The organism is Kitasatospora sp. NPDC048407 (assembly GCF_043200475.1).
Classification (GTDB): domain Bacteria; phylum Actinomycetota; class Actinomycetes; order Streptomycetales; family Streptomycetaceae; genus Kitasatospora.
The window spans coordinates 37,627-56,090 of record NZ_JBICXW010000029.1 but is presented as its reverse complement, the minus strand read 5'-3'; the positions used below and the strand labels follow the sequence as shown (position 1 = coordinate 56,090).

Here is an 18,464-nt window from a genome sequence, read left to right as displayed (position 1 = left end):
GTTACAGCGACTTGATCAGCTTCTCGAAGCGCAGGTCGGGCCTGCGCGGGATGCCGAAGCGCTCGTCACCGTAGGGGAACGGCTCGTACACGCCGGTGCGGATGTAGCCGCGCCGCTCGTACCAGGCGATCAGGTCGGGGCGCTGTTCGATGACGGTCATCTCCATCGTCGTGACGCCCCAGGCGTCCCGGGCCCATTCCTCGGCGCGGGCCAGTACCTGGCGGCCGAGGCCGCCGCCCTGGGCGGCCGGGGAGACCGAGAACATGCCGAAGTAGCCGGTGGCGCCCCGCCGTTCGACGTGGCAGCAGGCCAGCAGCCGGCCGTCCTGTTCGGCCAGCAGCACCACCGATTCGGGGTGGGTGAGCAGTTCGGCCACGGCGGCCTCGTCGGTGCGCTGGCCGTCCAGCAGGTCCGCCTCGGTGGTCCAGCCGGCCCGGCTGGCGTCGCCCCGGTACGCGGACTCGACCAGTGCGACCACCTCCGGCACGTCCTGCGCCCCGGCCGGTCGGAAGGCCGGCCCGGAGACGGCGTCGAGGTCGGCGGGACGGGAGGCGGTCGGCTCGGCGATCATGTGGTGCGCTCCTTACAGGTGCTGGAACGGCCATCGTGCCACAGCGCCCTGCCCGGCCCCGGGGGCCGTCCGGCGACCGGACGTACGCGTGAAACGCCAGCTCAGGCCGGTCTTGGCACGCGCCCGGCAAGATCGGCCGGACAGGCCCTGGCTCAGGCCGGCTCGCTCGCGGGGACGGGCTGCTCGGCCGGGCCGGGGTAGGGCAGGATCTGGCGGAGCAGTCCGCGCGGGTGGCCGCGGCGGCGCCACTCGCGGGGGTAGCCGAGCGAGACCTCTTCGAAGCGGACGCCCTCGTACCAGGTGGTGCGCGGGATGTGCAGGTGGCCGTAGACCACGGCGGCGACGTTGAAGCGGCGGTGCCAGTCGGCGGTGAGTTCGGTGCCGCACCACTGGGCGAAGTCGGGGTAGTACAGGACGTCGGTGGGGCGGCGGTCCAGTGGCCAGTGGCTGACGAGTACCAGCGGCAGTTCCGGGTCGTGTGCGGAGAGCGCTTTCTCGGTGGCTTCGACGCGTTCCCGGCACCAGTCCTCGACGCCCGCGTACGGTGCGGGGCTGAGCCGGTACTCGTCGGTGCAGACCACTCCGTTCTCGCGGGCGCGGGCCAGCGACTCGGCCTTGGTGTGCACGCCGGGCACCCGGAAGCTGTAGTCGTAGAGCGTGAACACGGGGGCGATGGCGCAGGGGCCGCCGGGGCCGGTCCAGACGGGGTACGGGTCCTCGGGGGTGACGACACCGATCTCCCGGCAGCGCTCGACGAGTTGGCGGTAGCGCTCGGGGGCGTCGATGGGGACGGGATCGCGGGTGGTGCTCCACAGTTCGTGGTTGCCGGGCGTCCAGATGACCTTGGCGAAACGTCCGGCGAGGAAGCGCAGGGTGCCTTCGACGGCGTCGACCTGTTCGGCGACGTCACCGGCGACAATCAGCCAGTCGTCCGGGCCTGTTGGTCGGAGTGCGTCGAGGACTGGCCGGTTCTCGGCGACGCCGACGTGGAGGTCGCTCACTGCGAGCAGGCGTCCGTCCGCCACCGCTCCCCCAGTTCGTGTCCACCGGCGCACCGGTTCCGCTTCGCCGGCGCATCCCGGCAGTGGAACGCGCGTTGACACGCTACCGCCGGGGGGTCGGCTACGCCAGCAGGAAGGGGTTTCTGTCGTAGTGTCAACATCCAGTGGAACCGCCGGTGTTCAGCAGTGACACCTATGTCTGTCCGCTCTACATACGTTCTGACGATGTGTGGCTTCTACACTCTGTTGACTGACGGGTCCATGACTATATGCTCCGCAGCGGCCGAAAATCGGCCTCCCCCTTCACCCCACTGAGGACTCGTCATGCCCGCTTCCGGCACCAGCCGCACGTTCCGTCGCGCCGCCACCGCGGTCGCGTCCGCCGCCCTTCTGGTCGGCGCGGTCGCCGCCGCCTCCCCGGCCCAGGCCGCCAAGCCGAGCACCCCCGCCAACTTCCACCCCGAGCTCGACTACGCGGGTTCCACCGTCGCCGCCCACGAGGGCAAGGACACTTCCGCCTCCACCGCGAACTCCGTCGCCGCACTGGCCGCCACCCAGACCAAGGGCATGGACGTCTCCAACTGGCAGGGCAGCGTCGCCTGGAGCACCGCGTACGCCAACGGCGGCCGGTTCGCCTACGTCAAGGCCACCGAGGGCACCACCTACACCAACCCCTCGTTCGCCCAGCAGTACAACGGCTCCTACAACGCCGGAATGATCCGCGGCGCCTACCACTTCGCGCTGCCGAACGTCTCCTCCGGCGCCACCCAGGCCGCGTACTTCGTCGCGCACGGCGGCGGCTGGTCCAAGGACGGCAAGACCCTGCCGCCCGCGCTGGACATCGAGTACAACCCGTACGGCGCGACCTGCTACGGCCTGAGCCAGGCCGGCATGGTCAGCTGGATCCGGGACTTCTCCAACACCGTGCACACCAAGACCGGCCGCTACCCGGTGATCTACACCACCACCGACTGGTGGACCACCTGCACCGGCAACAACAGCTCCTTCGGCGCCACCAACCCGCTGTGGGTGGCCCGTTACGCCTCCACCGTCGGCACCCTGCCGGCCGGCTGGTCCTACCAGACCATCTGGCAGTACGCCGACTCCGGCACCCTGCCCGGCGACCAGAACTGGTTCAACGGCGCCCTGGACCGCGTCCAGGCCCTCGCCAACGGCTGACGGTCCGTCACCTCACCTGCCCGCGACCGGACTTCGCCCCGCTCCGGTCGCGGGCAGGGCATTGCCTTTACGTGGTGGGGACGGTCAACTCCCAGGTGTCGACGGCGAAATCGAGCACCATACCGGCGTTGCGGTACAGCGCGGGCGCGCCGGTGGCGTTGTCGGTGTCGACGCCGAGGCCGACCCGGGTGCGGCCGCGGTCGGCGTAGAACGCGAAGTAGTACCGCAGCAGGTAGCTGCCGAGGCCCCGGCCACGCAACTCGGAGCGCACGCCGATCTGGGTGGCCCAGGCCATGTCGGACCGGTCGTCGCGGGTGCGCAGCACGGCGACGTCGCCGTGGCCGTCGAGTTCGGCGATCCACACCAGCGACCAGTCGGCGGTGTCCGCGCCGGTGTCGGCGCACCACTTCTCGTAGCTGCGGGGCCGGAAGTCGAAGTGCTCGGCGAAGGTCTCGTGGATCAGCCGGTGCGCGGTGCGCCGGTCGTCCTCGGTGGCGCAGGCCCGCAGCCGCAGGCCCGCCGGGGCATCCGGGAACGGGTCGGTCTTCGGGTCGACGGTGCGGTTGAGCGCGTGGTGGCGGCGGACGTGCTGCCAGCCGCGACCGGCCAACGCGCCGGTGTCCAGGGTGGGTTGGGAGTTGAGCATCAGGTGCAGGACGGCGCGGTCGGCGCCGTTGCCGCGGGCGAGTTCGGCGCCGCGGGCCTCCATCAGCGCGAACAGGTACAGTCCGGCATCGGTGTACCCGGGCAGCAGGTACTGGTCGAGGTTGATCCGCTCCCCCGCCGAACGGTCCCGGACCAGGCCGTAACCGACCAGCCGGCCGTCGGCGTCGTGCAGCAGCCAGGAGTCGCGCTCCAGGTCCACCGAGGGGTGGCCGAGATCCTCCTCGACCTCGTGCAACTCGGTGAAGGCGCGGCCCACTTCGATCTCGTCCACCTGGTTGAGCAGCGCACACACGGCCTCGGCGTCCTCAACTGCCGCCGGGCGCACCGTCATTCCCTCCGGGAGTGCCACAGTCCCGCTCCTTCGCTCTCGGCTCCGCTGGCAAACCCCGCCTTTCTACCGGCTCCAACAGCCTTGCCCCAAGCGGTTTTTGAGCGCGATACGGGGGCCGGACACGACGACGGGCGGCCCGGTCCGCTGCTCCGGGCCGCCCAGTTGCGCCGTCGGCGGGTGCTACCAGCTCAGGCCCTTCCGGTCGGTGACCACCTTCCCGGCGATGTACAGGTTCCCGCTGGAGTCGAGGATCCCGACGATCTGCTTTCGACCGCAGGCGGCTTGATCTGTACCTGCGCATCCACCGCCACAACCTGACGACTCGTCAAAATGCCCGCTCAGGCGCGGAACAGCCGCCAGAACGCCGCCGCCAACTCGGAGGCGGGAGCGGGGCGTTCACCGGTGATCCAGTGCGTGACGACGCCCAGCAGGGCACCGGCCAGGTAGGCGGCGTGCACGTCCACCGGGACGTCGTCGAACCCGGCCGGGCGCTTGCCCTCGTGGAAGCGTTCCGCCAGGGCGGCGGTCACCTGTTCGCGCATCCGGCCGGCGAAGCCGGCGCTGCCCTGGTCTCCCAGGGCGCACCGGTAGACGGCGGCCCGGGCCGCGATGTGCTCGAACAGCCCGGCCAGGGCCTCGGGGGCCCGGTCGGGCGGCGCGTCGGCCGGGCACACGCGCACCGCCCGGGCGACCTCGGCGATCGGGCCGTCCATCGCGTCCACCACCAGCGCGTGCACGTCCGGGTAGTGCTGGTAGACCGTGGCCCGGTTGATCCCGGCGCGCTTGGCAACGGCGGAGATGGTGATCGCGTCCAGGTCCTGCTCGGCGACCAGCTCCAGGATCGCCTCCCGGAGCCGGGCTCGGGTGCGCTGCACGCGCGGGTCGTCCAGGTTCATGCGGCTCACTGTACGACGTCCGTCGCGTAACCGACGAGTGTTGCTTAAACGACAGACGTCGCTTACTGTCACGAGTATGCGAATCGAGATCTGGGCCGACCCGGTCTGCCCCTGGGCGTACATCGGCAAGCGGCGGCTGGACAAGGCCCTCGCCGACTGGGACGGCGAACCGGTCGAGGTGCTGTGGCAGCCGTTCCGCATCGACCCGACCGCGCCCGTTCCCGCCACGCCGTTCGAGGGCTCGGCGGCGGACGAACTGCTCAGCGACCTGGGCATCCTGGGCCGCCAGGACGACGCCGGAGCCGCTTGCGCCATCGGGCCCGGCCCGGTCACGCAGGCGCCCCCGATCGCCGAGATCGCCGCCGCCGAAGGGCTCGGACCGAACTGGGGCGCCGCCTGGCGCGCCAGCAGCCACGACGCACACCGGCTGCTCGCCCTCGCCCACCGGCACGGCGGCGCCGAACTCCAGCACACCCTCGCCGAAGCCGTCATGAAGGCGCACTTCACCGAGGGCCGCGACATCAGCCACCCCGAGACACTGGCGCAGCTCGCGACCGACGCCGGGTTCCCCGAGGCCGCCGCGCTGCTGACCGACGGCGCCGCCGACCAGCAGGTCAAGGAACTGCTGCTGATCGGCAAGGCCCGCGGCGTCGCCACCTCCCCCACCCTGGTCGTCGCCGGCCAGGCCCTGGCCGGCGCCCAATCGCCGGAGACCATCACCCGCTTCCTCCGCGACGCCGCCGGCCAGCAGCCCCGACAGCTCCCCGCCGAGGTCGAACGCCTCCGCTACGCCGAAGCCCTGATGGACAAGCGCGACCCGCTCGGCGCCCTGACCCTCCTCCGCCCCCTGCTCGACGAGTACGGCGACGAGCCCAGCGTCCGCCTGCTCGCCGCCCGCGCCTACTTCGCCTCCGCCCAACTCGGCCGCGCGGCCGCCATGCTGGAGGAACTCGTCGCCCAGTCCCCCGACGACTCCTACGCCCGCCTCCTGCTCGGCCGCACCCTCACCCGCCAGGGCCGCACGGAGGAGGCCGCCGTGCACCTCGCCCTGGCAGGGGCGATGACCCCCGAGTACGCGAAGTGACCTGCGGCCGACGCGTCAGCTGACGCCCGGCTCCGGCCGGGGCAGCTCGTCCAGGTCGAGCGTGTAAGTCCGCCCGTCGGCCAGTTCGATGGGCAGCTTGCCCGAGCCGTACTTGTGCGTGAACGCCGCGATGTAGCCGGAGCCGGTGGGGCGGGTGTGGACGACGACTTCACCGGCATACGGGTCCACGACCACGTAGACCGGGATGCCGTAGCGGCCGTACTTCGCGGTGCAGTCGTCGTAGTCCTTGCGCGCCGAGGAGACCGACACCACCTCGGCGATCAGCAGCACGTCCTCGAAGCTGTAGCGCTTGCCCTGCCGTTCCGCGTCCTCCCGAAGGATCGCGAAGTCCGGGGCGGAGTTTTCGTCGGCCGGGAAGTCCAGGTACACGTCGGAGGCGGTCTTCGCGCGCCTGCCCAGCGAGAGCGAGTCGATCTGCATCGACTTGATCGTGCTGGAGTGCTCAAAGCTCTGCGGAGTCATAACCACCTTCCCGTCCGTGCCGAAAAAGACCACATGCCCCGGAGGGAACTCGGCGCGCATGACCGCGTCCACGCTCATCAACTGCTCCTTTCCGTCGCTCTCAGGGTATGGCGCCCCAGCCCCGCATGGGGCGCCGCGGGGGCGCGCTACGGGCTGGCGGGCGCCTGGGTGGTGCGCCACCACTGGCGGTCGCCCGCATCGTGGACGACCAGGCCGAGTTTCGCGAGTTCGCGGCGGAGTTCGCCGATCTCCTTCTCCTCGCTCTTCTTCAGCGCCTCGGCCCGGGCCTTGAACAGCACGTTGCCGCCGGGCGGCAGGCCCGGCATGTCGGCGACCCAGCGGCGGTAGGTGTCCTGGTACGGGTCGCCGTCCGGCAGCCACGGGTAGCCGTGGGTGCGGAAGGCCTCCGCGAGGCGTTCGATCGACGGCAGGTCGGCGCCCTCGTTCTTGTACTCGGCGATCAGCTCCTCGCCCTGCGGGCCGAGCACCACCAGCCGCTTGCGGTCGGCGAATACGCCGCTGACCGCCGCCCGGGGGGCGCTCTGGGTGGAGTCGCCGCGATCCGTGGTGATCCGGTCCTTCTCGATGGTGACGGTGACGTAGCCGCGCTCGGCCAGTACCACGACGGCGACGCCGGCCAGGGCGCCGAGCACGAGACTCCCGATGGTGGCGGCCGGTTCGGGCGCCTTGGCGATGAGGTCGACCGGCCCCTTCCACGGGATCCACGGCCAGGTGGACGCCCAGTGCGCCAGGAGTTTCAGCAGGAATCCGGCCCCGGCGCCCAGGACCGGAAATCCGGCCGCCACCAGAACGCGGTCCGAGGTTTTCTGTCGAACCGCGATCGCCGCATCTTGGTCGGTCTTGCTCATACGCCCCTCCCCGAAGTACAAATCTATCGAACGCGAAACGACCGTTCTCAGAACGAGCGTACTACGCCTGTCGTGGACGACGAGCAGCGGAGGAAGCCATGGGCGCACCGAACGAACCGGCGGCACCCGGTCCTGAGCTTCGGCGAGGTGTCCCCGAAGGGGCCGAAGAGCAGGTCGCCGCCCTGTACTGGGAGGCGTTCGGGCGCAAGCTCGGCCCGGCGCTCGGCCCGCCCGAGACTGGCCGGGCGTTCCTCGCCGCCCACCTGCGGCACGACCGCGGCATCGTCGCGCTCGACAGCACGGGCGCGGTGGTCGGTGTCGCCGGCTACCAGCTCACGGGGCGCGGCCTGATCGGCGGCTCGGCGCGCGACGTGCTGTCCGTGTTCGGCCCGTGGGCGGGGCCGCCGCGGCTCGCCCTGCTCGCGCTGCTCTCCCGGAAGCCCGCCGAGGGCGAACTCGTCATGGACGGCATCTGCGTGGCGGCGGTGCAGCGAGGCGCCGGTGTCGGCAGCCTGCTGCTGGAGGAGATCGCGGCCGTCGCGGCCGAGAGCGGCTGCACCCGGATCCGGCTGGACGTCATCGACACCAACCCGCGTGCCCAGGCCCTGTACACGCGTCACGGTTTCCGCGCCCTGCGTACCCAACGGACGCCGTTCCTGCGGACGTTGATGGGGTTCGGGGCCGTCACCACCATGCACCGGGCTGTCGGCCCACTCGGAAGGGCGCACCTGTGAACCTTTCCCGGCCGGAGATCCCCACCCGGCTGCTCGTGCACGCGCTGGTCCGTGAGGACGGGACCGTCGATGCCGGTGAGCTCTACACCGTCGCCGGACTGCTCGGGATGACCGATCAGCAGGTCCGACTGTGTGTCAAACGCCTGGTCAGCGAGGAGAAGTTCCGCCAGGACGGGCGCGGGCGCCGGGCCGTCCTGCGGAGCGTGTCCGACGCGGCGGGCGGCGGACTCGCGCCCGACGCCGACCACATCCGGTACGCGTACCGGCAGGACGCGGGGCTCGCGCCCTGGGACGGCGCCTGGCACCTGTTCGCGTTCGCCGTGCCGGAGGCCCGCCGCGCCGTCCGCGACGCGCTGCGCGAGACCCTCCTGCACCTGGGCGCGGCACCCGTCCAGGGCGGGCTGTACGTCGCGGCCAACCCGATCGGCGAGCTGGTCGAGGCCCGGGCCCGGCAGCTCGACGCGCTCGACTCGGTCACCTTCCTCACCAGCACCGACCTGCGCATCGGGGACGTCACCGACCCCGCCCAACTGGCCGCCCACATCTGGCCGTTGGACACCATCGCCGCCCGCCACGAACACCTCACGGCCTTCGCCACGGCCTGCACCGAGAGGGCCGCCGGTTCGGCCCTGCCCGAAGCCGAACGGCTCACCATGGCCGTGGAACTCGCCTCCGAGTTCAGCGCGGCCATGACCCCGGACCCGCTCCTCCCCCCGGAACTCCTGCCCCCGCACTGGCCGGGCCGCCACGCCCGCCACCTCGCCCGACAGTGCTGGGCGGCCCTGAGCACCCTCCCCCCGGATCCGGGCCCCGCCACGCCACTGCCCCGCCTGTTCCGCCTCTACGCCGACGCATTCACCGTGCCGGAGGAACCCGGCGCCAGCACCTGACCCGCCGCCTAGGCGTCGACGATCAGGGGTGTGGTGGCCGAGCTCGGCCAGGGTCCGGGTGGCGCTCACGCCGCGCATCCCGGGGTGCCGGTGCAGGACGGTGCGCAGCCCGTCGGCGGCGCCGGCCGGGCTACCCTCGGCATCCCGGAAGCCACCGCCGAGGAGCCCGCTGTGACCGACCCCGACGCCGAACTCGCCGCCGCCATCTACGAGTTCGCCGCCCTGCTCGCCGACACCGAAGGCCGCCGCCTCGACCAGGACAGGTACGAACAGGTGGAGACCACCCGCCTGTCCCTCGGCCAGGCGCTGGCAGCCGACCCGGCGCGGACCGCGCGGCTCGCCGACCGCGTACTCCCGCTGCTCGCCATGGAGTCCGGCCGGACCAGCCAACTGGTGTTCCCCCTGGTCGCGGCGGTCGGCCGCCAAGCCGCCCTGACCGACCTGATCTCCCTTGCCAGCGAAGGCAGTTGGCGGCACTGGGCGAACGCCTGCACCGCCGCGTACTGGGTCGACGCGTGGGCCGCCCCCGTACCGCTCGACGACCTGCGCGAGCAGGTCCGCGCCGGTCGGATCAGTGCCGAACAGGCCCAGGAGCGAATCGCCCGGGCCCTGAAGCAGGTTCAGGCGATCCTAGAACTCCTCACCGACCTGTGGCCGCACCTGTGGCTGGCCGCAGCCAAGCGCTTCACCGGCTCCGACGACCCGGACCTGCGCTGCCTCGTACAGGCCGGCTTCCCGCTGGAGCACCCGCACCACCTCCCGGAGGCCGCCCCGTTCCTGGCCGAGGCCCGCCGCATCGCCGAGAACGATCCGTGCGCCCAGGTCGACGCGGGCCGGCGGCACCGCACCGCCATGCTGCGCGGCTGGATCGCCGACAGTTGAGACCGGAGCATCCTCCGTCAGGTGCTGTCCTCCTCGGGCCGGTTGACGGGCGGGAGGGCAGCCACGCGGAAGCCGCCGTCAGGCAGCGGCACGGGGTCCGGCCGGTCGGCCAGCAGGCGGCGCATCTCGGTCAGTGAGCCGCGGGCGGCTGCGGCAATGGTGCCGAACTCCTCGGCGGCCTCGGGCGGCAGCCCGCTGATCCGGTGCGGCGCGCTGTCCGCGTGGACGGCGATCGCCGACAGGTGGTGCGCCACCGCGTCGTGCAGCTCGCGGGCGATCCTGGCGCGCTCCTCCAGCAGCGTGCGCTGTTCGCGTTCGGCCTCGCTGATCTGCTGCTGCTCGGCGAGCAGCCGCCTCGCCTCGCCGTGTCCGCGCAGGCTCCGGCCGAGCAGCAACACCGCACCGCAGAGCGCTATCGGCAGCGGGGCCACCGCAGTCCGCGTGGCGGCGGCCCCCGCGGCGGCCGTCGTCAGCGTGGTGACCAGCCAGACGGCCAGCAGGGTGCGCCAGTTCTCGCGCAGGGCCAGCGTCAGCATCAGCAGCAGGTACCCGAGCAAGGTGGTGACCGGCCAGGGCCAGGGACCGGCACTCGTCGAGGTGCCCGCGGTCAGGACGGCCCCTGCGGCGGAGGCGGGGAGCACCAGCCACCAGGCCGCCAGCGGCCGGCCGAGGGCTCCGAGCAGCGGGACGCACTGGGCGATGACGACTGCCGCCGCGACCGGGGTGCCGACCCCGTAGGCGGTGTGCAGGTGCACGATGCCGAACGGGAGCAGGTACCCGACGAACACGACCACCACCGCATACGGCACCACGCGTACCCAGCGACGGGAGACGCTCGCGAACAACGGGGGATGCCGTTCGGTGGATGGCACCAGGTGCGGGCCGAGTCTGATCAGCGCGCATCCGGCCGAGCGCAGCAGTGCGGCTGTTGTGGCGCCGATCGTGGCCACGGAGCGGAGCGCGGTCGCCAGGAGCGGGGCGAAGGAGGGAGGTCGGATGTTCATCTCTATCGGGGTGGTAGCGCCGAGGGGCTCGCCGTCCTCGAACGGGTGGCTGTCCTACCTGTAGTACTCAGGTATGACGTCACCTCGGTCGAGCACCGGGGCGGGCCCGCCGGGGATGCGGGGCAGGGGTTCGTCGAGGCCGCGGACGGCGCCGGGATCCGGCGCCGTTTCGACAGCGGCTGTCTACTGCCGGTCCGCTGCTGCCCGTACCGGGTGGGTGCGAAGCAGCCCCCGGGTCGGGACGGCGGTTGCGGCGAGGCTGAGGAGGATCGTTCCGGCGGCCAGCGGCAGGACGGTGGTGAGTGGCACGTGGGGTGCGGCACCCGTGACACCCCGGGTGATCGGTACCAGGGTGAGCCAGGCGATGCCGCCACCGACTGTCAGTCCGGTGGCGGCCACCAGCAGCGCCTCCCAGCGCATCATGTCGCGGACCTGGCGGCGGGTGGCGCCGGCGAGCCGCAGCAGTCCGACTTCCCGGCGGCGGTCGAGGACGGTCATCGTCAGGGTGTTGGCGGCGGCGACGGCCGCGAATCCGCCGAGGACGGCGGCCATCACGGTGTTCGCCCAGGAGGTGACCTGCTGGTTGCGGTCCGTCTGCGCGGCGAAGCCGGCGGCGTTCGTGACGGTCAGGCCCGGGGCCGCGAGCTTCGCCAACCGCTCTGCCATCTGGGCGCGTTCGGCACCGGGTGCGTCGCTCACCAGGACGTGGCTGTCGAAGGCGGCGTTCACATGGCCGGCCACGGCGGCCCGGGGCAGGACCACCTGTCCGAAGCCCAGCCCGCGTTCGTAGGTCGCGACGAGCTTCGGCGTCACCTGGGTGCCGTCGCCGAGCCGGAGCGGGACGCGGTCGCCGACCTTGACGTGCAGGCTGTCGGCGAGTGTGGCGGAGAGGGCGACGGTGTCGGCCGATTCGGCGAGGGCGCCCAGCGAGCCACTGCGGGCGCCGAGATCGAGGACCTCGGGGAGGTGCGTCAGATCACCGGATACCCCGAGTGCCGCCGACGAGGCGAGGTCCTGGCCGGAGCCGTGGACCACGCCGGTGCGGATCACACCGACTGCCGTCGCCACTCCGGGGACCCGGGCGGCGTGTTCGACGGTGTCGGCCGGCAGGCCGGCGCCGGCCGAGCCGAGCACCTGGTCGGCAACGATCCCGTCGCGCACCTGCTCGCCGGAGACGTGCCGGACGGTGCCCTGCAGGAGCAGAAGGGTTCCGCAGAACGCGATGACCATGACGATCGGGATGATCGCGGAGGCCAACCGACGAGCATGGGCCCTGGTGTTGTCGGCTGCGAGGGAGCCGGAGGCGCCGGCGCGGCCCGACCGCAGGGGCAGGCCCAGCAAGCCGGTGCAGACCTGCGCGACATACGGGCCGAGCAGGGCGACCGCGAGCAGGAAGCACATGACCATGCCGAGCGCGGTGTTGGCGGCACCGGCACCGTTCAGATCGTTCGCGACCCCGGTCAGCACCAGGCCGCCCGCCAGCGCGACCAGGCCGATGACCGTGCGCGCCTTCCCAGGGCGGGCGCGCTCCACTGCGGCCTCGCCCAGGGCCTGGCTCGGCCGGAGCCGGGCCGGCCGTTGGGCGGCCAGCCCGCCGGCGGCCAGTGCGGCCAGCAGGCTCAGGACGGCCGCGACCAGGACGGGCAGTGGGCCAGTGTCGAGTGCGACTCCCTTCGGCACCGCGCCGCGCGCCACCAGCTGGTCGAACCACCAGCGGGCCAGTGCGATCCCCGGTACCGCGCCCAGGGCCGCAGCGAGCGGAGCGATCAGTAGCGCCTCGGTCGCGATGGTGCGGCGGATCTGGCGCGGGGTCGCGCCGATCGCGCGAAGCAGGGCGAACTCGCGGGCGCGCTGCCCGGTGGCGAGGGCGATCGTGCCCATCACCACGAAGACGGCGGTCAGGGTGGCGGTCCCGCCGAAGGAGCCGCCGAGGCCGATCAGGATCTCCCGGGCCTGGAGCAGTCCGGGCTGTTCCACCGTCGCACGGTCGTCGCCGGTGAACACCTTGGCGGATTCGCCGACCGTCTCCCGCACCTTCGAAGCGAGTTCGCGTACCGGCACGCCCTCGCGCGGAGTGACGGCGATGGCGTCCGCCCGGCCTGGGTGCCCGGCAAGGCGGTCCGCCACCGGGTCGGCGAACCATGCGCTGCCGCGGCCGGCCCGCGCGTCGGCGAGGCCGCAGACGCGGTAGGTGTCGGTGCCCGCCGGCGTGATGAGCTCGACCCGGTCACCGGTACGCAGTTTCGCGGTCCGCGCGGTGGTCTCGTCCAGCACCACCTCGCCAGCACCTGGGGCGCGCCCCTCGACCAGTTCCGCCGCGGCCGGGTCGGTGAGGCCGATCGACGCGTAGCCTCGACCGGTCAGCGTCGGCACCGCCGGGGACTGCACCGGAAAGGCCAGGTCCGGTACCGCGGCGGCAACCCCGGGAAGGGCCGCGATGCGTGCGGCCGATCCGGCGTCCACCCGCGCGCGTTCAGGAAGCGCCGTCTCCTTCTCCTCGGTGCTCCTGTCGTGCTTGACACTGACCCGGACGTACGGGTCACCGGCCACCACCACCGGTGTACGCGCGTAGCGCTCGGGCGCGAGACGCGCCGTGACACCGCTCTGCAGCAAGGTGCCGCAGGCGGTGATGATCGCGGCAGCGAACAGCAACGCGATGAAGCTGCCCGCGAAGGACGCGGGCCTGAAGCGCACCGCGGCACGGGCCAGACCGTTGCTCACGCCGCCGCTCCCGCACAGCTGCCCGCCGCCGTGAGCGAGAGCATCCGGCCGGCCACCGCCCTCGGCTCGGGACGCCACAACTCGTCGACGATCGCGCCGCCGGAGAGGAACAGCACCCGGTCCGCGTACGAGGCGGCCACCGGATCGTGGGTGACCATCACCACCGTCGCCCCCGTCCCGTCCACCGCCTGCCGCAGCAGCGCCAGCACCTCCTGGGCCGACCGCGTGTCCAGCGCCCCGGTCGGCTCGTCCGCGAACACCACCTCGGGTTCGGTGATCAGCGCACGAGCGATCGCCACCCGCTGCTGCTGCCCGCCGGACAGCTGGCCCGGACGACGCCCGCCGAAGCCTCCCAGGCCGACCCGGACCAACAACTCCTCTGCCCTGGGCCGGTCCTGACGCCCACCGGCGAGCCGCTGCGGCAACAGCACGTTCTGGCGCACCGTCAGTGACGGCAGGAGGTTGAACGACTGGAACACGAACCCGATCCGGCTGCGCCGCAGCTCGGTCAGCCGGTCCTCGTCCAGCTCGGTGAGCTCCGTCCCGCCGAGCAGCACCTTGCCCGAACTCGGCCGGTCCAGCCCGGCCGCACACTGCAGGAACGTGCTCTTCCCCGACCCGGACGGCCCCATCACGGCGGTGAAACTCCCGCGCGGCAGGGCCAGATCGACGCCGCGCAGCGCGTGCACGACGGATTCGCCCCGGCCGTGGCTCCGCCACAGGTCGCGCAGCTCGATCGCCGGGTGCGCGGAGTGCGGTCGCTCGACCTGTGTGCGGTCGCGGCGCAGTGCCATGATGTGCCTTTCCTTGCTGTTCAACGACGTGCGACGGGGATTCCGGTGGGTGCCCGTGCTCGGGCGGTGTCGGCCTGACGCGCCGTCCGGAACCGCCGTGCGGGAGGACTGTAGGAAGACGGCATCGGGCCGGGCGTCACTCCCCAGAGCCAATCGGCCCGTCATACCGTGGTACTACCGGGAGAAACGGGGAGCCGACGAAGTAACGGCAAGCGCCGCGGAATGCGAGAACGGAACGCGAGAACGGAACGCGAGCCCACCGACTCACTTCCCGCAAAGCAAAGAGGCCGGTCAACCCGACATGTGTCGAGTCGACCGGCCTCAAAAGGTCAATTGACCTTCGCTGTGCGCGAGGGGGGAGTTGAACCCCCACGCCCTTTCGGGCACTGGAACCTGAATCCAGCGCGTCTGCCTATTCCGCCACCCGCGCAAGGGTGTAGTCGTCGGTGGCTCATTTGCTCCGTTCGACCTGCTGAGAAGCTTACCCCATCTCCGGGGGCCGTTCTGACCGGCCCGGAGCCGTCGCGGACCGGGCGGGGCTGGTGGGGCGTCACAATGGCCGGATGAGAGTGATCTTCACCGTGGCCGGAGTCGCGCTGCTGGTCTGGACGGCGGCCAGCATCCTGCGGACGCTGGTGGTGCCGCGCGGGCTGTACTCGGCGATGGCGATCCGGCTGTGGTCCTCGCTGCGGGTGGTGGTGCGGGTGGTGGCGGCGCCGTTCGGTGGGTACCGGGCGATCGACCGGGCGCAGACCTGGCTGGCGCCGCTGACCCTGCTCGGGATGCTGGGCTGCTGGCTGCTGTTCACGTTGACCGCGTACACCCTGCTGTTGATAGGGACGTCCGAACTGCCGTGGCACGTGGCGTTCCGGGAGGCCGGGTCGAGCCTGTTCACGCTCGGCTTCGCCAGCGGCGACCGGCTGCACCTGTCGGTGCTCGACTTCCTCGCGGCGGCCAACGGCCCGCTGATCATCGCGCTGCTGATCGCCTACCTGCCGACGCTGTACTCGGCGTACAACCGGCGGGAGTTGGAGGTCACGCTGCTCCAGTCGCGGGCGGGCGAGCCGGCCTGGGGGCCGGAACTGCTGGCCCGGCAGACGCTGGTGGGGACGGAGGCCGGGCTGCCGGAGCTGTACCGGGACTGGGAGCGGCTGGCGGCGGATCTCGGCGAGGGGCACTCCAACTACCCGGTGCTGATCGCGTTCCGCTCCCCGCAGCCGTACCGCAGCTGGATCGTGGGCCTGATCGCGGTGATGGACGCGGCCGCGATGCAGTTGGCGCTGAACCCGCGCTCGGCCCCGCCGGAGGCCCGGCTGATGCTGCGGGCCGGGTTCACGGCGCTGCGCGACATCGCGACCGCGCTGCGGATCCCGTTCGAACCGGACCCGGAGCCGGAGGAGCCGATCCGGCTGACCTTCGCGGAGTTCGACGCGGCGGTGGCGATGGTGACGGCCGCCGGGGTGCGGCTGGAGCGGCCGATCGTGGACGCCTGGCCGCACTTCCGCGGCTGGCGGGTCAACTACGAGTCGATCGCCTACGAGTTGGCCCGCCGCGCGGACGCGGTGCCGGCGCTGTGGACGGGGCCGCGGGACTTCCCCGCCACCCCGATCCCACCGCGCCGCCCGGCGGACCGCCGACCGGCCAACCCCTGAATCGGTTCTACTTGACCAGCAGTTCCTCGGCCTGTGCCAGCACCTCCACCACCCGCCGCCCGAACCGGACGTCGCACGGGTGCGGGGTGCCGGTCGCGGCGGACGCCAGCAGCGCGTCCAGGGCGCGGCCGTACGCGGTGGTGGGCGGGCCGTCCCGGTCGGGGAGGCGGGTGACGCCGGAGGCGCCGCGCAGTTCGGCGCCCGCGCCGAGCGCGGAGGCCTCGGGCGGGGCGGTCAGGCTGAGCGTGACGGTGCTGGACGCGCCGCCCTCGTGCCGCAGGATCAGGTGCGCGGTGTCGCCGGGGCCGGGCGCGGCGGTGACGTGTTCGACGTCGCCGAGGGCGGGCATCAGCACCGACAGGGCGTGCGGGCCGACGTCCCACAGCGCGCCCTTCTGCTGCCGCCACGGGGAGACCGCGTAGGGGCTGTCGGTGGTGAACACCGAGCCGATCCAGTGGCAGTGCGCAGTGAACCAGCCGCCCCGCTCGGCCTGTTCGTCGATCCAGGGGCCCTGCGCACCGTCGAACCGGACGGTGAAGAACACCACCGAGGCGACGCCGGCCGCGGCGGCCGCGTCCTCGACGGCGCGGGCGGCGTCCACCGTCGCGGCGACCGGCTTGTCGAGCAGCAGGTGCTTGCCGGCCGCGGCGGCGCGCACCGCGTACTCGGCCTGCACGTCCGGCGGCAGCGCGATGGCGACGGCGTCCACCGCCGCCAGCAGGTCGTCCACCGCCGCGTACCCGGGCACGCCGTGCGCGGCGGCGAGTTCGGCGGCGGCCTCGGGGCGGCGGCCCCACACGCCGGCGAACTCGACGTCGGGGTGGGCGGCCAGCGCCGGGGCGTGCACCAGGCCCGCCCAGGGGCCGGTGCCGAGCAGTCCGATCCGCACGGTGCTCAGCCCTCCACCCGGATCAGGGTGAAACCGTCGTAGCCCTTGCGGCCGACGGTCTGCACGGTGGTGGCGTCCAACCGCTTGTCCCCGGCGAGCAGTTCGTGCAGCTGCTGGACGCCGCGCACGGCCTCGTCGCTGCTCTCCTCGTCGGCGAGCCTGCCGCCGCGCACCACGTTGTCGACCACGATCACCGAGCCGGGCCGGGTGAGCGCCAGCGACGCCTCCAGGTAGTGCGGGATGTTCGGCTTGTCGGCGTCCACGAACACCAGGTCGTAGGGCTCGACGCCCTCCTCGGTGAGCTGCCGCAGGGTGTCGCGGGCCGCGCCGAGCCGGACCTCGACGCGGTCGGCGAGGCCGGCCCGGCGCAGGTTGGCGGTGGCGACCTCGGCGTGCGCCGGGTCGATCTCCAGCGTGGTCAGGGTGCCGCCGGCGGGCAGCGCGCGGGCCAGCCAGATCGCGCTGTAGCCGGCCAGCGTGCCGATCTCCAGGATCCGCCGGGCGCCCTGCATCCGGGCCAGCAGGTGCAGCAGCTTGCCCTGGTTGGCGGCCACCGCGATCTGCGGCAGCCCGGCCCGGTCGGCGGCCTCGAGCGCCGCGTCCAGCACCTCGTCCTCACCGATCAGCCGGGCGGCGGCCCAGTCGTCCACCGCCGTCCAGAGCTGCTGCGGGTTGTCCTGCGGGCTCATTCCCCACCTCCGTGATCGCTTCGCGGTGCGACCCTACTCCCTGCCCTTTGGGTCGCGACGCCGGACGCGACGAGGCCACCACCGCTTTGGGCCCGGACGCGACGAGGCCGCCGCGTCCGGTGCGGACGGGGCGGCCTCGGTGCAGCGGAAAAGATCAGTCGACGAGCGTCTCGGAGAGCGGCTCGCCGCTCTTGCCGCCGGACTGCTCGGGGTGCGCGGCCCGGGACTTCTTCGCCCGCCACTTGAGCACCAGCGCCGAGCCGACGCCGAACACCGCGGCGGCGGCGAGGCCGATGTACGAGGCGCCCTTCAGGTACTGCTCGGCGACCTTGCCGACCTGGTAGACCAGCAGCGTGGTGCCGCCCGCCCAGACCACGCCGCCCAGCACGTTGGCGATCAGGAACTTCCAGTACGGCATCCGCAGGGTGCCGGCCAGCGGGCCCGCGAAGATGCGCAGCAGAGCGATGAAACGGCCGAAGAAGACCGCCCACATGCCCCAGCGGTGGAACGCGCGCTCGGCGGTGGCGAGATGATCGGGCCCGAAGTGCTTGGGGAACCTGCGGCCGAGTTTCTCGAACAGCGGCCGGCCGCCCTTGTGGCCGATCGCGTAGCCGATCGAGTCACCGATGATCGCGCCGGCGATCGCGCAGCCCGCGACGCCCCACGGGCTGACGATGCCCTTGGCGGCGAGGAGGGCGGAGGAGACCAGGGCGATCTCTCCGGGCAGCGGAATGCCCAGACTCTCCAGTCCGATGATCAGGCCGATGATCACGTACACCGAGGTCGGTGGAACGCTCTCGATCCACTGGTCGAGGTGCAAGGCGGAGTACCTCCGTCGGGGCAGGGACAGGCGGCCGACACGCGGCGGCACACGGGAAAAGCTTCGGTAAAGGCCCGAACCGGGCCAGCCTAGCCGCTCCCGGGCCGCAGGCCGAGCGGCTGCCTGCACCGCACGTCAGCGACCGTCCCGGGTGCTCCCCACCCGCTCACCCACACCCGGTCCAACTCCCGGCCCCGGCCGATTCGTTCCCGCTCGGCGGGTGACGTTCCGCGCACCCGCCGGGCCTGTTCCCGGCTCCTCCCAGCGCCCCATACTCCGTCTCCGAACAGCAGCAATCCCGGGGAGGAC

General features: G+C 72.5%; 19 protein-coding genes and 1 tRNA gene. 6 read left to right on the top strand and 14 right to left on the bottom strand.

Going from position 1 to position 18,464, the window contains the following annotated elements; translation table 11 throughout:
• Position 1: 1 nt before the first annotated feature.
• Entirely contained in the window at positions 2-571 is a 570-nt protein-coding gene (locus ACGFWJ_RS33065) for a GNAT family N-acetyltransferase (protein ID WP_392956075.1), read from the bottom strand.
• Between the two features lie 152 nt (positions 572-723).
• Positions 724-1,596, bottom strand: coding sequence for a metallophosphoesterase family protein (locus tag ACGFWJ_RS33060; protein WP_387642637.1), 873 nt, complete (start codon positions 1,594-1,596; stop codon positions 724-726).
• Between the two features lie 300 nt (positions 1,597-1,896).
• On the opposite strand from ACGFWJ_RS33060, the gene ACGFWJ_RS33055 reads away from it, so the two are divergent.
• On the top strand, positions 1,897-2,751 hold the full coding sequence (locus ACGFWJ_RS33055; RefSeq protein ID WP_392956072.1) for a lysozyme: 855 nt from the start codon (positions 1,897-1,899) through the stop codon (positions 2,749-2,751).
• Between the two features lie 67 nt (positions 2,752-2,818).
• On the opposite strand, the gene ACGFWJ_RS33050 is transcribed toward ACGFWJ_RS33055, so the two are convergent.
• The 3 genes from ACGFWJ_RS33050 to ACGFWJ_RS33040 form a co-directional block, all read right to left on the bottom strand.
• Entirely contained in the window at positions 2,819-3,748 is a 930-nt protein-coding gene (locus ACGFWJ_RS33050; RefSeq protein WP_392956099.1) for a GNAT family N-acetyltransferase, read from the bottom strand.
• Positions 3,749-3,928: 180 nt separating this feature from the next.
• Entirely contained in the window at positions 3,929-4,009 is an 81-nt protein-coding gene (locus ACGFWJ_RS33045) for a DUF6342 family protein (protein WP_392956096.1), read from the bottom strand.
• 77 nt (positions 4,010-4,086) lie between these two features.
• Positions 4,087-4,644, bottom strand: coding sequence for a TetR/AcrR family transcriptional regulator (locus ACGFWJ_RS33040; protein ID WP_392956069.1), 558 nt, complete (start codon positions 4,642-4,644; stop codon positions 4,087-4,089).
• A gap of 76 nt (positions 4,645-4,720) precedes the next feature.
• On the opposite strand from ACGFWJ_RS33040, the gene ACGFWJ_RS33035 reads away from it, so the two are divergent.
• The gene (locus tag ACGFWJ_RS33035; RefSeq protein ID WP_392956067.1) at positions 4,721-5,728 is read left to right on the top strand and encodes a DsbA family protein; all 1,008 of its coding nucleotides are present in this window, start codon (positions 4,721-4,723) and stop codon (positions 5,726-5,728) included.
• A gap of 15 nt (positions 5,729-5,743) precedes the next feature.
• Here the strand turns inward: ACGFWJ_RS33035 and ACGFWJ_RS33030 are convergent, their stop codons facing one another.
• Both ACGFWJ_RS33030 and ACGFWJ_RS33025 read right to left on the bottom strand, forming a co-directional pair.
• Entirely contained in the window at positions 5,744-6,289 is a 546-nt protein-coding gene (locus tag ACGFWJ_RS33030) for a Uma2 family endonuclease (RefSeq protein WP_392956065.1), read from the bottom strand.
• 68 nt (positions 6,290-6,357) lie between these two features.
• Positions 6,358-7,080 carry a hypothetical protein gene (locus tag ACGFWJ_RS33025; RefSeq protein ID WP_392956062.1) on the bottom strand — a complete coding sequence of 241 codons (723 nt, stop codon included), beginning with the start codon at positions 7,078-7,080 and terminating at the stop codon, positions 6,358-6,360.
• A 98-nt stretch (positions 7,081-7,178) separates the two neighbouring features.
• Here ACGFWJ_RS33025 and ACGFWJ_RS33020 point away from each other — a divergent pair, with 98 nt between their 5' ends.
• The 3 genes from ACGFWJ_RS33020 to ACGFWJ_RS33010 all read left to right on the top strand — a co-directional run bounded on the left by ACGFWJ_RS33020 (position 7,179) and on the right by ACGFWJ_RS33010 (position 9,586).
• Positions 7,179-7,814, top strand: a complete 636-nt coding sequence (locus ACGFWJ_RS33020; RefSeq protein WP_392956059.1) for a GNAT family N-acetyltransferase — start codon at positions 7,179-7,181, stop codon at positions 7,812-7,814.
• Positions 7,811-8,704 (top strand): PaaX family transcriptional regulator C-terminal domain-containing protein, encoded by an 894-nt coding sequence (locus tag ACGFWJ_RS33015; RefSeq protein WP_392956057.1) that lies wholly within the window; start codon positions 7,811-7,813, stop codon positions 8,702-8,704. The genes ACGFWJ_RS33020 and ACGFWJ_RS33015 overlap by 4 nt, the downstream gene beginning before the upstream one ends.
• A 171-nt stretch (positions 8,705-8,875) precedes the next feature.
• Positions 8,876-9,586, top strand: a complete 711-nt coding sequence (locus tag ACGFWJ_RS33010) for a hypothetical protein (protein WP_392956054.1) — start codon at positions 8,876-8,878, stop codon at positions 9,584-9,586.
• Positions 9,587-9,603: 17 nt separating this feature from the next.
• Here ACGFWJ_RS33010 and ACGFWJ_RS33005 read toward each other — a convergent pair whose 3' ends face one another.
• From ACGFWJ_RS33005 to ACGFWJ_RS32990, 4 genes are all read right to left on the bottom strand, one after another.
• Positions 9,604-10,590: a sensor histidine kinase gene (locus ACGFWJ_RS33005; RefSeq protein ID WP_392956052.1), complete on the bottom strand. Its 987-nt coding sequence runs from the start codon at positions 10,588-10,590 to the stop codon at positions 9,604-9,606.
• 183 nt (positions 10,591-10,773) lie between these two features.
• On the bottom strand, positions 10,774-13,311 hold the full coding sequence (locus tag ACGFWJ_RS33000; RefSeq protein ID WP_392956050.1) for an FtsX-like permease family protein: 2,538 nt from the start codon (positions 13,309-13,311) through the stop codon (positions 10,774-10,776).
• A complete protein-coding gene (locus tag ACGFWJ_RS32995) occupies positions 13,308-14,105 on the bottom strand; it encodes an ABC transporter ATP-binding protein (protein ID WP_392956048.1) in 798 nt (265 codons plus the stop codon). Before ACGFWJ_RS32995 ends, ACGFWJ_RS33000 begins: the two co-directional genes overlap by 4 nt.
• Before the next feature lie 346 nt (positions 14,106-14,451).
• Positions 14,452-14,535, bottom strand: a tRNA-Leu gene (locus tag ACGFWJ_RS32990).
• A 133-nt stretch (positions 14,536-14,668) separates the two neighbouring features.
• Between ACGFWJ_RS32990 and ACGFWJ_RS32985 the strand changes: the two genes are divergently transcribed.
• On the top strand, positions 14,669-15,757 hold the full coding sequence (locus ACGFWJ_RS32985; protein ID WP_387642647.1) for a hypothetical protein: 1,089 nt from the start codon (positions 14,669-14,671) through the stop codon (positions 15,755-15,757).
• 7 nt (positions 15,758-15,764) lie between these two features.
• Here the strand turns inward: ACGFWJ_RS32985 and ACGFWJ_RS32980 are convergent, their stop codons facing one another.
• From ACGFWJ_RS32980 to ACGFWJ_RS32970, 3 genes are all read right to left on the bottom strand, one after another.
• Positions 15,765-16,646, bottom strand: coding sequence for a Gfo/Idh/MocA family protein (locus ACGFWJ_RS32980; protein WP_392956044.1), 882 nt, complete (start codon positions 16,644-16,646; stop codon positions 15,765-15,767).
• Between the two features lie 5 nt (positions 16,647-16,651).
• A complete protein-coding gene (locus ACGFWJ_RS32975; RefSeq protein WP_392956042.1) occupies positions 16,652-17,335 on the bottom strand; it encodes an O-methyltransferase in 684 nt (227 codons plus the stop codon).
• 154 nt (positions 17,336-17,489) lie between these two features.
• A complete protein-coding gene (locus ACGFWJ_RS32970) occupies positions 17,490-18,155 on the bottom strand; it encodes a DedA family protein (protein WP_387642650.1) in 666 nt (221 codons plus the stop codon).
• Positions 18,156-18,464 lie beyond the last annotated feature (309 nt).